This is a genomic window from Agromyces protaetiae (genome assembly GCF_004135405.1).
GTDB lineage: Bacteria > Actinomycetota > Actinomycetes > Actinomycetales > Microbacteriaceae > Agromyces > Agromyces protaetiae.
On record NZ_CP035491.1, the window covers coordinates 377,834 to 390,328 of the forward strand.

11 protein-coding genes and 1 tRNA gene are annotated in these 12,495 nt (G+C 69.9%); 5 read left to right on the top strand and 7 right to left on the bottom strand.

Translation table 11 applies throughout. The features are described from left to right. Positions 1 to 23 precede the first annotated feature (23 nt). On the bottom strand, positions 24 to 1,265 hold the full coding sequence (locus ET445_RS01770) for a sugar ABC transporter substrate-binding protein (RefSeq protein ID WP_129188293.1): 1,242 nt from the start codon (positions 1,263 to 1,265) through the stop codon (positions 24 to 26). Positions 1,266 to 1,523: 258 nt separating this feature from the next. Between ET445_RS01770 and ET445_RS01775 the strand changes: the two genes are divergently transcribed. Continuing rightward, complete coding sequence (locus ET445_RS01775; protein WP_424922867.1) at positions 1,524 to 3,248, top strand: glycoside hydrolase family 13 protein; 1,725 nt, start codon at positions 1,524 to 1,526, stop codon at positions 3,246 to 3,248. A gap of 153 nt (positions 3,249 to 3,401) precedes the next feature. Here ET445_RS01775 and ET445_RS01780 read toward each other — a convergent pair whose 3' ends face one another. Continuing rightward, positions 3,402 to 5,096: a M23 family metallopeptidase gene (locus ET445_RS01780; protein WP_129188297.1), complete on the bottom strand. Its 1,695-nt coding sequence runs from the start codon at positions 5,094 to 5,096 to the stop codon at positions 3,402 to 3,404. Between the two features lie 248 nt (positions 5,097 to 5,344). Then, positions 5,345 to 6,175 (bottom strand): inositol monophosphatase family protein, encoded by an 831-nt coding sequence (locus ET445_RS01785; RefSeq protein ID WP_129188299.1) that lies wholly within the window; start codon positions 6,173 to 6,175, stop codon positions 5,345 to 5,347. Between the two features lie 142 nt (positions 6,176 to 6,317). On the opposite strand from ET445_RS01785, the gene ET445_RS01790 reads away from it, so the two are divergent. Further along, positions 6,318 to 7,502, top strand: coding sequence for an IS481 family transposase (locus ET445_RS01790; RefSeq protein ID WP_129188301.1), 1,185 nt, complete (start codon positions 6,318 to 6,320; stop codon positions 7,500 to 7,502). A gap of 44 nt (positions 7,503 to 7,546) precedes the next feature. Here the strand turns inward: ET445_RS01790 and ET445_RS01795 are convergent. The 3 genes from ET445_RS01795 to ET445_RS17085 form a co-directional block, all read right to left on the bottom strand. Continuing rightward, a tRNA-Tyr gene (locus ET445_RS01795) sits at positions 7,547 to 7,631 on the bottom strand. Positions 7,632 to 7,713: 82 nt separating this feature from the next. Next, positions 7,714 to 8,463 (bottom strand): PH domain-containing protein, encoded by a 750-nt coding sequence (locus ET445_RS01800; RefSeq protein WP_208008495.1) that lies wholly within the window; start codon positions 8,461 to 8,463, stop codon positions 7,714 to 7,716. 11 nt (positions 8,464 to 8,474) lie between these two features. Then, positions 8,475 to 8,639, bottom strand: a complete 165-nt coding sequence (locus ET445_RS17085; protein WP_165314444.1) for a hypothetical protein — start codon at positions 8,637 to 8,639, stop codon at positions 8,475 to 8,477. A 238-nt stretch (positions 8,640 to 8,877) separates the two neighbouring features. Between ET445_RS17085 and ET445_RS01810 the strand changes: the two genes are divergently transcribed. From ET445_RS01810 to ET445_RS01820, 3 genes are all read left to right on the top strand, one after another. Further along, positions 8,878 to 9,894, top strand: coding sequence for a LacI family DNA-binding transcriptional regulator (locus ET445_RS01810; protein ID WP_129188305.1), 1,017 nt, complete (start codon positions 8,878 to 8,880; stop codon positions 9,892 to 9,894). Between the two features lie 3 nt (positions 9,895 to 9,897). Further along, positions 9,898 to 10,767, top strand: coding sequence for an MOSC domain-containing protein (locus tag ET445_RS01815; RefSeq protein WP_129188307.1), 870 nt, complete (start codon positions 9,898 to 9,900; stop codon positions 10,765 to 10,767). A gap of 62 nt (positions 10,768 to 10,829) precedes the next feature. Next, the gene (locus tag ET445_RS01820; protein ID WP_129188309.1) at positions 10,830 to 11,318 is read left to right on the top strand and encodes a YajQ family cyclic di-GMP-binding protein; all 489 of its coding nucleotides are present in this window, start codon (positions 10,830 to 10,832) and stop codon (positions 11,316 to 11,318) included. A 91-nt stretch (positions 11,319 to 11,409) separates the two neighbouring features. Here the strand turns inward: ET445_RS01820 and ET445_RS01825 are convergent, their stop codons facing one another. Next, complete coding sequence (locus ET445_RS01825; protein ID WP_129188311.1) at positions 11,410 to 12,450, bottom strand: type IV toxin-antitoxin system AbiEi family antitoxin domain-containing protein; 1,041 nt, start codon at positions 12,448 to 12,450, stop codon at positions 11,410 to 11,412. Positions 12,451 to 12,495: the final 45 nt, after the last annotated feature.

Sequence of the window (12,495 nt, forward strand, 5' to 3'; positions counted from 1 at the left end):
GCCCGGCCCGGAGCATCCGGTGCTTACTTGCTGATCGCGGCCTGCACATCGGCCGTGAGCTTCTGCCACGTCGCGACGGGGTCGGCGCCGTTGATGATCTCGGCCTGCGCGATGCCCCAGTACTGCCACACCGCACCCATCGCCGGGATGGCCGGCATCGGGACGGCCTGGTCGCCGACGGCGGCGAAGCCCGCGATGATCGGGTCGGCCGAGGCCGTCTCGGCGGCGGCCGAGAGGGCGGGGAGGACGTTGCCCGCCTTGAAGAGCTCGAGCTGGACGTCTTCGGTGCCGAGGTAGTTCACGAGGAAGTCGTTCGCGGCGACCTTGTTCTTCGACTCGGCCGAGATGAAGAAGCCCTTGACGCCGGCGAACGGCGAGGCGGGGTCTGCGGTCGGGCTCGGAACCGGGTCGATCGCGACGTTGATGCCGGCGTCGACTGCGGCGCCGACGTTCCACGGGCCCGTGAGCCAGAACGCGGCGGTGCCGTCGAGGAATGCGGTCTTCGCGATGTCGCCGTCGATGTCGGTGTTGAAGACGCCCGTGCCGTTCTTGCCCTGGCCCGAAAGCCACTGCGCGAACTGCTCGCCGCCCGCGTTGCCGATCTGGAGATCGGTCGGGTCGTAGCCCTGGTCGTTCGTGCCGAAGACGGGCGCGCCGAACGCGGTCTGGAACGGGTAGAGGTGGTACGGGTTGCCCTCGGCGCCCTGTTCGACCACGAACGGCTGCGCGAGGCCGGCGGCCTTGCCCTTCGCGATCATGTCGTCGAAGTTCGCGGCCGGCTCGGGGATGAGGTCCGCGTTGCGGAGGACCGCGATGTTCTCGACCGCGTAGGGGAGCATGTAGGTCGTGCCCTCGTAGGTCGACGCGTCGATCGCGACCTTGAGGTAGTCGGCGGCGGAGTCGCCGAGCTCGATGGGGGCGACGACACCGTTGGTCGAGAGCTCGCCCAGCCAGTCGTGGGCGCCCATCGCGATGTCGGGGCCCTTGCCCGTCGGCACCTGCTGGATGAAGTCGTCCTTGATGTCGGCGTTGTCCTTGCCGACGAGGTCGACCTTCACGCCGGTCTTCTCGGTGTACGCCTCGGCTGCGCCCTTGAGCGCGTCGACGCGCTCGGTGTCGACCCAGACCGTCAGCGTGCTCGCGGCCGACGAGTCGCCCGAGCCGTCGCCCGAGTCGCCCGAACCGCCCGCGCATCCCGCGAGACCGAGCGTCGTCACGATCGCGACGGCGCCTGCGGCGAGGAGGCTCTTCCTGTTCACCCTCATTGGTGTGCCCTTCGTGCGTTGCAGAGTCCGGCGCCTTCGCCAGGTGTGGGTCGTGCCCGTGTTCCGCCGCGACTGCCGCGGAACGCGCACCGTGCCCGAAAGGCCGTTCTTCCGAATGATGTTGCTCGCCGTGTGCAAGCGGTTACAGGTATACCTGCTCACCGGCCGTCCGCAAAACCGGAAGCCGGCCTTCGATACCGGTTCGTGACCCATCGGATGTCTCCGTGCGACCTGCAAGCGTTTCCATGGTGTACGCGGATGTCGTACAGTTTCGGCATGACTTCGGAATGGTGGCGCACCGCCGCGATCTACCAGATCTACCCGCGATCGTTCGCCGACAGCAACGGCGACGGCATCGGCGACCTGCCGGGCGTCACGGCTCGCCTCGGCTCGCTGCAGTCGCTCGGGATCGACGCCGTCTGGTTCTCGCCCTTCTACACGTCGCCCCAGAAGGACGCCGGCTACGACGTCGCCGACTACTGCGACATCGACCCGCTCTTCGGCACGCTCGCCGACTTCGACGCCATGCTCGAAGAGGCGCACGCACGAGGCATCCGCGTCATCGTCGACCTCGTCCCCAACCACTCGAGCGACCGGCACGTCTGGTTCCAGGCCGCGCTCGCGGCCGCCCCCGGCAGCGCCGAGCGCGCCCGCTACCTCTTCCGCGACGGCAAAGGCGCGACCGGCGAACTGCCCCCGAACAACTGGGAGTCGGTCTTCGGCGGCCCCGCCTGGACACGCGTCGTCGAGGCCGACGGCAACCTCGGCCAGTGGTACCTCCACCTCTTCGACTCGTCGCAGCCCGACTTCGACTGGCACAACGAAGAGGTGCGCGAAGAATTCCGGCGCATCCTGCGCTTCTGGCTCGACCGGGGCGTCGACGGCTTCCGCGTCGACGTCGCCCACGGCCTCGTCAAGGCCGAAGGGCTCCCCGACTGGACGGCCGCCGAGGGCGCCGGCTCGATGGGCGGTGCCGGCGGCGAGGGCGTCCCGCTCGAACCCGAGATCAGCACCGAGCCCGGCGACGCCCCGCCGTACTGGGCGCAGGAGGGCGTGCACGAGATCTACCGCGACTGGCGGAAGGTGCTCGACGAATACCCCGGCGACCGCATCCTCGCCGCCGAGGCCTGGGTCGACCCGCTCTCGAAGGTCGCCAAGTGGGTGCGCCCCGACGAGATGCACCAGTCGTTCAACTTCGCCTACCTCGAGACGCCGTGGAAGGCCGCAGCCCTCCGCAAGGTCATCGACGACTCGCTCGATGCGTTCGGCTCGGTCGGCGCCCCCTCGACCTGGGTGCTCTCGAACCACGACGTCGTCCGCCACGCGACGCGCCTCGCCGTGACCGCCGACAACCCCCAGGGCCACGGCCTCGGCCCGCGCTCGAAGGGCATCCCCGAGTACGCGACCGGCGTGCGCCGCGCCCGCGCCGCCACCGCCCTCATGCTCGCGCTGCCCGGCTCGGCCTACCTGTACCAGGGCGAGGAGCTCGGCCTGCCCGAGGTCATCGACCTGCCCAACGACGTCCGCCAAGACCCCACGTGGTTCCGCACCGACGGCGAGCGCTATGGACGAGACGGATGCCGCGTGCCCATCCCGTGGGAGGGCGACGTGCCGTCGTACGGCTTCGGGCCCTCGGATGCCTCGTGGCTGCCCCAACCCGCCCAATGGGCCGAGCTCGCCCGCGACAAGCAAGAAGGCGTCGCCGGATCGACCCTCTCCCTGTACCAGGCCGCCCTGCGGCTCCGCCGCGAGCACGCCCTCGGCTCGGGGACGCTCGTCTGGGCAGACGCACTCGGCGCCGGCCTCGACGTCCCCGCCGACGTCGTCGCGTTCCGCAACGGCGACGTCCTCGTCGTCGCGAACGCCGGCACGGCCGCAGTCGCGCTGCCCGCGGGCGAGGTCCTCCTCGCGTCGAACGAGCTCGGCGCCGGGGCATCCGGCTCTTCGCTGCCGCCCGACACGACCGTCTGGCTCCGCGCCTGACCCGCTTCTGAACTCGAACGAACGGCACTCCACCGGTCTCATCGCCGATGGAGTGCCGTTCGCGCGTCGGAGAACGGAGTGTTCGGCACTCCGCTGCGGTACCGGTACTCGAATGCGAGCGTGTCGGGCGCGCGGCGCGCAGCGCGCAGCGCGTCAGTTCGTGTTGTCGTACAGCCACTCGAGCGGGTCGACCCACTCGCCGTCGACCCCGCCGATGCGGATCTCGAAGTGGAGGTGGGGGCCGGTCGACATGCCGGTCGTTCCGGTGAGCCCGACGATGTCGGCGACCTTGACGGTGTCGCCGACCTCGAAGCGGCGCGAGCCGTACTGCATGTGCGCGTAGACGCTCGTGATGACCTGTCCGTCGATGACGTGGTCGATCATCGTGACGACGCCGAGCGAGTCGCCGTCGTCGGTCGAGACCGAGACGACGCCGTCGGCGATCGCCTGGATCTCGGCGCCGTAGCCGGGGTTGAAGTCCTGCCCGTGGTGGTCTTCGGAGCAGCCCGCGCAGTCGCGGTATCCGAAGCGGTCGCCGATGTGGACGCCGACGGCGAACGGCCACTGGATGGTGCCGTTGGGGTTGTTCGTGAAGGTCGCCTCGGGGCGGATGCCTGCGGCCGCGGCGTACTCTGCGATCGACTGGTGCTGGTAGCTCTCGACGCCGACCTGTTCGGCGATGATCGAGCCGCTGTCGAGGTCGACGCGCTGCCCGGGCCCACGTTCGGCGGTCTGCGATGCGAGCGCGAGCGCCTGCACGTCTTCGGGGCTCAGGAGCGACAGGGCGGGGATCGAGGTCGCAAGCGCCAGGGTGACCGCGAATCCCATGGCGGCGATCGCGCGCACCCCCTTGCTGCGACGGCCGGTCGCGGGGCGCGCGGGGGTCGCGGCGGATGCCTCGGGCTCGGGCGCTACGCGACGGCCCGGTGCGACGCGCTGGTCGCGGCGGGCGGATGCCTCGGGGTACGCGGCCTCGGAACGCGCGGGCTCAGGGTGTGCGGGCTCGAACACCCCCGTCTCGACCGCCGCAGCCGCATCGCGCGCGGCGCGACGGCCGGATGCCTCGGTGCGGGCCTCAGAGCGACGGACCTCGCCCGGGGTAGAGGCCCCGAAGAGTTCGTCGAGCCCGCCGAAGGCCGAGACGTCGGCGGCGGCTACGGCCGAGACGTCGGAGGCGGCTATGGCCGAGACGTCGGAGGCGGCTACGGCCGAGACGTCGGAGGCCGTGGAAGCTGCGGGCTCGGGAATCGAGTCCGCCCCGATCTGTTCGGCGCCGCGTTCCTGCCGGCGTGCGGCGCGGCGAGAGAGGGCTGACGGGTGCGCGACGGCCGTGTGCTCAGCGGAAGCCGTCGGAACTGGAGCAGGAGCGAGTGCCGCGAGTCGAGCGTGCGTCGCCTGGTCGACCGGGGTGGTGAGCTCGAGACGGGTCGGGCGCTGCGCCGATGCCCCGATCCGGGCGGCGATGTCGGCGTCCACGGCCGAACCGACAGACTGCGCCGTGACGTCGGTCTCCGTCGTGGGCCGTCCCGCGACCGGAGTCTGCGCCGCGGACTGCAGCAGCGCCTCGAATCCGGCTCCGTCTGTGACGGAATGCGGTGAGGCCGGGCGGCGGTCGCGGCGGCGACTCGGCTGCTCGGCCTCGGGAATCGTGGTGCGGTCGATGTGCGAGAAGTGCGAAGGGGCCTGCGCGATCGGCGCCTGCGCCGGAGCCACGGGCATCGCGGGCGTCGCGGGCATCGCCGCAGCCGGAGTCGCCGTCGGTGTCCACCCCGCGACGGCCTGCGTCGCGGTCGCCGCTTGCTCGCGCTCCCGGATCTCTCGCCTTGTGAGGGGTCGCTCAGCCCGCACGGGAGACTGAGTGCCTGGCGCGGAACCGTCGGGCACGAGGGGGGACTCGAGCACGTTGGGGGGAACTTTCGGCGTAGGGGGCGAATCGTAGGGGGCGCCATCGCGACCGGGGCCGAGATAACGGATCGGTAAAGCGTACCCCGGGACATCCGATCGCGCCACCGAATGCCGAGAGTCATTCGGAGATGATGCCCCGTTTCGAGTCGCCACACGCGGACTGCCGCGCAGACCGCCGCGCAGCCCGGCACTCAGGCCGGCGCGCCTGCCTCGCGGAGCGCTTCGGCGAGCTCGGCGTGCAGCCGCGGCGCGGCCACGAGGATGAACTCCTCATCGGCGGCTCCGCCGCGCGGACCGGTCACGAGTGCACCCGCCTCGGCCGCGACGAGCGCCCCGGCGGCGTGATCCCACGCGTGCAGCCCCGACTCGTAGTACGCGTCGATGCGACCGGCCGCGACGGCGCAGAGATCGAGCGACGCGGCGCCCATCCGACGGATGTCGCGGATGCGCGGCAGAAGCTGCGAGACGATCGCCGCCTGATCCCGGCGCTTCTCGGCGGCGTAGCCGAACCCCGTGGCGACGAGCGCGCGCGACAGCGGGACATCCTGATTCGCTTCGATGCGCGCCCCGTCGAGCGTCGCACCTCCGCCCTCGGATGCCTCGAACAGCTCGCCGCTCGTCGGGTTCACGACGACGCCTGCGAGCGCCCGCCACTGCCTCGCGCCCTCGGAGCGCGCGACGACGGCGATGCTGACCGCCCACGCCGGGATGCCGTAGAGGAAGTTGACGGTGCCGTCGATGGGGTCGACGATCCACTCGAGCCCGGTCGAGCCGGGCAGCGACGTGCCCTCTTCGCCGAGGATGCCGTCGTCGGGGCGCGCCTCGAGGATGAGCGTGCGGATGAGCGCCTCGGTGTCACGGTCGACGGCCGTCACGATGTCGGTCGGAGTCGACTTCGTCGCTGCGACCTCGACGCCCGCGCGGCGGGCCTCGATCGCGAACGCGCCGGCCTGCAGCGCGATCGTGCGGGCGAGTTCGAGGAGTTCGGCTGGCGAGGGTGCGGATGTCTCGGGGCCGGTCATACCCTCACGCTACGCGCCCGGAAACGAGAAAAGCCACCGCATCGCGATGGCTCTCTGGTGGCGAGTGAGGTGTCTGAGTTCGCGACATAGGTCACAGGTGATGTGTCGCTCATGAGTCGCGTCATAGGTCACAGTCGGCGGCATGTCGAAGCACCGGGTGATCGTGTTGAAGATCGTCGCGAAGCAACTCACCGTCACCGAGGCGGCGGAGCAGTACGGACTCTCTCGGCGGCATCTGCACCGGCTCCTCGCCCGTTACCGGGAGGAGGGACTGGATGGCCTGGAGTCTCGTTCCCGAGCCCCTCGAACCTCACCGCAGAAGACGACAGACCGGGTGCGGGACCGCATCGTCGAACTGCGCCGCGCTCTGACCGACGCCGGAAGCGATGCCGGGCCGGTCACGATCGCCTGGTATCTGCGCACGGAAGGGCTGCGACCGCCGTCGACGTCCACGATCCGACGGGTCCTGCACGCCGCCGGCCTGATCATTCCCGAGCCGAGGAAGCGTCCGAGATCCTCCTACGTGCGGTTCGAAGCATCCCAGCCCAACGAGACCTGGCAATCCGACTTCACCCACTGGCGCCTTGCCGACGGCACCGATGTCGAGATCCTGAACTGGCTCGATGACCACTCCCGCCTGCTGCTGTCCTGCACCGTCCACCACCCGGTCACCGGCCAGGACGTCGTGGACACGTTTCTCGCCTGCGTCGACGACTACGGCCCGCCGGCGTCCACGCTGACCGACAACGGCCGCGTCTACACCGCCCGACATGGCGGAGGACGCAACGCGTTCGAATACGTCCTGGCCGTACTGAACATCGTGCAGAAGAACGGCGCCCCGAACCGCCCGCAGACTCAGGGGAAGATCGAACGCTTCCACCAGACCCTCAAACGCTGGCTGACCGCCCGACCCCGCGCGACCACGATCCCCGAGCTGCAACATCAGCTCAATCAATTCCGGGAGCACTACAACCAGCACCGCCCGCACCGCGCTCGAGAAACGACTCCCGCGATCGCCTACGCAGCCTCACCGAAAGCCGCGCCCGCCAGCAGCCGCCCCGACACCATCCACTACCGCGTCCGCCACGACCACGTCGGCAGCAACGGCAAGATCAGCTTCCGCCGTGCCGCCCGCATGCACCACCTCGGAATCGGCGCGAACCACCGCGGCACACCCGTCATCCTCATCGCCGACGAACACACCGTCACCGTCATCGCACTCCGCACCGGCGAAATCATCGCGACCAACACCATCGACCCCAACAAGGCCTACTGGCGCAACACGATGAGAGCCCCAGGCCGATGGCCCGGGGCTCTCAAAACGTGACCTATGTCGCGACTCAGGTGAGACCTATGTCGCGACTCATCACATGGTGGCGAGTGAGGGATTCGAACCCCCGAATGCTGAGCAGTCTGATTTACAGTCAGATCCCTTTGGCCGCTTGGGTAACTCGCCATGTCGCCCCCGACCAAGTTCTGCACACAACCAGGGGCCTCACAAGAATACCCGGGCATCGTCGCAGGGCGAAATCGAGCCGTCAGGCGTGGGCGGGGCGTTCGGGATCGATCGTGGCGATCGGCTCGGTCGGATGCTCCGGATGACTGCCCGAGACATCCTGGACCGGCACGAACCGTGCCTCGTCGCGGTCGTATCGTTCCTCGCGCTCGGTCCACCAAGCGTCGCCGATGCGCTCGGTCTCGCGCGTCTCGCGCAGGTGCATCCACCCGTCGTCGGCGCGAGGCATCCGCTCGGAGTCCGGATACCGTGCCGGCACCCCCTGCTGCGCCCCCGCCCCGCGGAGTCCCGCCCGCGCGATGACCCGCTGGATCGTGAGGTCGCGCTGGTCGGGCCGGCCGACGAAGCGGATCTCGCGGAGCCCCTGGTCTTGCGCGGCCGATTCGAACACGAAGTGGCCGTAGCCGAGGATGCGGCCGATCACGGGCTTCCGCACCGAGATGTCGAGGATTCGCGCGAGCGGCATCGTCGAGATCTGCTGCGAGAGGATGCCGTGCACGCGGAACACGCGCATGTTCGTGATGACGAACCGGTCCATACGCACCTCGGCGATACGCCACAGCGCGTGCAGCACGAGGATCGGCGCGCCGAGCAGCGGCACCCAGTAGAAGTCGCGCGGCAACCAGAAGAGGAGCGCGAGCACGGGGACCGCGAGCGCGATCTCGAGGAACGGCTTGAGGCTCGCCGTCCAGTGCTTGGTGACCTCGTCGACGACCACTTCGCCCTCATCGGTGATGAGGTGCTTGCGGACGTTCGGGTCGAACAGGCGCACGCGCCGGCCTGTCAGCCCGCGAGCGTCGTGAAGAAGCGACCGACCGACTCGACGCCGCCCACGACCGCGCCGACCGTGCCCTGCACGGCGGTCGCGGCGTCTTCGGGCCGCGTGATCAGATAGAACGCGGCGAACAGCACGACGAGTCCGATGGCGATGCGCTTGACCCACTTCACGGTGGACGGTCCCTTCGGTTCGATTCGGACGGACAGGCATCGCCCCCGAGAGCCGGCCCGAACGGCTTTTCTATCGTGCGAACGGGCATTCGAGCGGATGCCACGCCCGCGCGCCGCGGAATCGGCGATGTTGCTCACGGCGTCGCTTGCGGCCTCGCTCCCGGCGTCGCTTGCCGGCCCCGGGCGCCACGCCCGATAAGATGCCTCACGACTCCGGCGCCGCCGGGAACGAGGAGCCATGGCCGGCATCGAAGACGTCGCACGCCTTGCGGGGGTGTCCACCGCGACGGTCTCGCGCGCGCTCTCGGGGCGCGGCCATGTGTCGCCCGCGTCGAAGGCGAAGGTGCTGGAGGCCGCCGCCCGACTCGGGTACGTCGTGTCGTCGAACGCGTCGAGCCTCGCCTCGGGGCGCACGCGCAACGTCGGCGTCGTCATCCCCTTCCTCAACCGCTGGTTCTTCTCGTCGGTGCTCGAAGGCGCGCAGCAGGCGCTCCTCCGCCACGGCTACGACCTCACCCTCTACAACCTCTCGGGCGACGGCGCCGAACGCGCGAGCGTGTTCGAGCACTTCCTCCTGCGTCAGCGGGTCGACGCCGTCATCGCCGTCTCCCTCGAGCTCACCGAGTCCGAGGTCACGCGCCTGCACGACCTCGGCAAGCCGCTCGTCGGCGTCGGCGGGCCGATCCCGGGCGTCCGCACCCTCACGATCGACGACATCGCCGTCGCACGCCTCGCGACCGAGCACCTCATCGGCCTCGGGCACCGGCGCATCGCGCACATCGGCGGCGACCTCGAGTTCGACCTCGACTTCCATCTGCCGACCAACCGGCGCCTCGGCTACGAGAGCGCGCTGCGCGACGCCGGGATCGAGCCCGAACCCAAGTACTTCGCGCCCGCCGACTTCACGGTCGCGGGCGGCTACCACGCGGCCAAGCAGCTCCTCGGCTCGCCCCGCGACCGCCCGACGGCGATCTTCGCGGCGAGCGACGAGATGGCGCTCGGCACGATCCTCGCCGCGCGCGATCTCGGCATGTCGGTCCCGCGCGACGTCTCCGTCGTCGGCATCGACGACCACGACCTCGCCGACTTCTTCGGCCTCACGACGGTCGCGCAGTTCCCGCGCGTGCAGGGCGAGCAGGCGGTCGAGACCCTCATGGAACAGCTCGAACCAGGGTCGGATGCCTCGGAGCCGGCCTCGATCTCGCTGCCCTACGAGTTGCGCGTCCGCTCGTCGACGGCCCGGCCGGAGGTCTGAGCGATGAAGCTCACACGCATCCGCGTGCACCCGGTCAAGTCGTTCGCGGGCGTCGACACCGACGCGACGCACGTGCTCCCGTGGGGACTCGAAGGCGACCGCCGATGGGCGGTCGTCGACCCCGACGGGAAGCCCGTGACCGCACGCGAAGAGAACGCGATGCTCGGGCTCACGGCCGAGGTGGTCGACGCCGGGGCCGGGGCTGGGGCTGGGGCTTCTGCGCTGCTCCTCGGCTCGCGCGACGGCGCACCCGCGCTGCGGGTCGCAATGCCGGCCTCCGACGCCGAGCCGATCGCCGTCGGCCACAGCCGTCAAGGCACGGCGCTTCCCGCCGGGTCTGACGCCGACGCGTGGCTCTCGGCCCGCCTTGGCCGCCCGCTGCGGCTCGTCTGGCAGCCCGACCCGCGCGCCCGCACGGTCAACCCGTCGAACGGCGGCCGGCCCGGAGACATCCTCTCGCTCGCCGATGCCGGGCCGCTGCTGCTCGCGTCCGAGGCATCCGTCGCCCGTCTCAACGCGCTAGCCCTCGAAGACGCGCTCGAGCGCGGCGAAACCGACGCTCCCCCGCTCGTCGTCGAGCGCTTCCGGCCCAACCTCGTGATCGACGGCGACCCGCGCGAGCCGTTCGCCGAGGAGGCGTGGTCGCACGTGCACGTCGGCGGCGTGCGCTTCCGTGTGCAAGGCGTGTGCGACCGGTGCGTCATGACGACGATCGACCCCGACACGCTCCAACGCGGCAAGGAGCCCATCCGCACGCTCGCCAAGCACAGGCGACGCGAGGGGAAGACGTGGTTCGGGGTGTGGCTCGTGCCCGACCTCGACGCCTCTGAGACCGATGTGCTCTCCGTCGGCGACGAGGTGCAGGCCGCGTGAACCGCGCACTCGAGACATCCGTACGCACTGCTCTGCTGCCCCCGCTCGCTAGACTTTCCCGCATGGCAGATTCGACGTTCGACATCGTGAGCAAAGTCGACAAGATGGAGGCCGACAACGCGGTCAACCAGGCGCGCAAAGAGATCGAGCAGCGCTACGACTTCAAGGGCGTCGGCGCGTCGGTCGAGTGGAGCGGCGAGAAGATCCTGCTCAAGGCGTCGACCGACGAGCGCGTGAAGGCCGTGCTCGACGTCGTGCAGTCGAAGTTCATCAAGCGCGGCATCACGCTCAAGAGCCTCGATTCGGGCGACCCGTACCCTTCGGGCAAGGAGTTCCGCATCGAGATCGAGCTGAAGAACGGCATCGACCAGAAGAATGCGAAGGAGATCGGCAAGATCATCCGCGAAGAGGCGCCGAAGTCGGTCAAGAGCCAGATCCAGGGCGACGAGTTGCGCGTCTCGTCGAAGAGCCGCGACGACCTGCAAGAGACCATGCGCATCTTGAAGGCCGCCGACCTCGAGGTCGACCTCCAGTTCGTGAACTTCCGCTGAGGCGGCGGCGGCGCGGCGCTCCGCTCCGCTCCGCTCTTACGGTGGGTTCTGCACACCGCGGTGCTCCCCGAATCACCTCGGTGTGCAGAAGTCACCGTTGTGACGGTCGCTCCGGGCCTGCGCCGCGAATCGGTCGCGCGGCCGGCGCGTCTCGCTTCGGGATCATGAGCTTCGGGCTCCGCGTGCGAGGCACTCCCATCGCGTCGAGGCGAGCGGCGAGCGGCCCGAGCGCGAGTGCGTCGGCCCAATCCCACCGGTCGAACGCTCGCAACTGCCGGCGGATCGCATTCTCACGGTCCTTCTCACGGATGACCGTGTGCGCCGCCGAGCCCGCCGAGCCGTCACCGCTCAAGTACTTGCCTCGCCCGTCGGCCTCGGCGCCGGCGTCGACCGACTCCCAATAGAAGTCGAGGAAGGCCTGGCGTCCGAGCTCCGGCAACCACATCGGCAGCTGGAGCGTCGGTGCTTCGAAGCCGAGCTGCTCGAACGCGAGTCTGCTCACTGTTTCGAGCGGAGTGTCGGCGAGCGGCGTAGCCCGGCTCAACACCGCCTCGACCCGCAGGCTGCCGGGATACGGAAGCATCGCCTCGTGCTGGGCGCGGAGGGCCTCGATCGTCGTCATCGGCCGTGCGCCGCCGAATCGCGGGACGCGAATCGCCGCATCGACCGCCGTCAAGGCCGCCGCAAGCGTCGCACGGCGTGCGAGTTGGATGAGCGAGAATTCGATCGAGGTGGTCGCACATCCGTCGATGAGCCGGGACTCGACCGGCCCGCGGCTCGCCGTCGCGATCACCCCGCGCCGACGATTCGCGGAGCCATTGCGCGAGAGCACGTACACCTCATCGGGCCAACCGCCGAAGATCGGCAACCGCGCGAGTGCGATCGCCGAGAAGCTCGTGAACACCGGAGCATCCATCGTCTGCGCCGCTGCGATCACGCCGATGCGGTACCGCTCGGCCGCACGCTCCCAGTGTGAACTGGCACCGACGTCGGTGACCTGGGTGTACACGCCGCGTCGTACCCGTTGCACCTCGCCGCTTCGGAGAGCAGACAGAAGCTCGCCGCGGAGTCCGAGCTCGGCAACAGCGTCGAAGCGAATGAGGCCGTTCGGGGTGATCGGGAGGAATGTCACCTCGCCAGTGTCATCGGCCGCGGGATCGGACTCACGCGGAGACGG

What these genes read in the sequence shown, in the direction of transcription:
- ET445_RS01770 (WP_129188293.1), bottom strand. Translation starts at nt 1,265, where the DNA reads ATGAGGGTGAACAGGAAGAGCCTCCTCGCCGCAGGCGCCGTCGCGATC.
- ET445_RS01775 (WP_424922867.1), top strand. Translation starts at nt 1,524, where the DNA reads ATGTCGTACAGTTTCGGCATGACTTCGGAATGGTGGCGCACCGCCGCG.
- ET445_RS01785 (WP_129188299.1), bottom strand. Translation starts at nt 6,175, where the DNA reads ATGACCGGCCCCGAGACATCCGCACCCTCGCCAGCCGAACTCCTCGAA.
- ET445_RS01790 (WP_129188301.1), top strand. Translation starts at nt 6,318, where the DNA reads ATGTCGAAGCACCGGGTGATCGTGTTGAAGATCGTCGCGAAGCAACTC.
- ET445_RS01810 (WP_129188305.1), top strand. Translation starts at nt 8,878, where the DNA reads ATGGCCGGCATCGAAGACGTCGCACGCCTTGCGGGGGTGTCCACCGCG.
- ET445_RS01815 (WP_129188307.1), top strand. Translation starts at nt 9,898, where the DNA reads ATGAAGCTCACACGCATCCGCGTGCACCCGGTCAAGTCGTTCGCGGGC.
- ET445_RS01820 (WP_129188309.1), top strand. Translation starts at nt 10,830, where the DNA reads ATGGCAGATTCGACGTTCGACATCGTGAGCAAAGTCGACAAGATGGAG.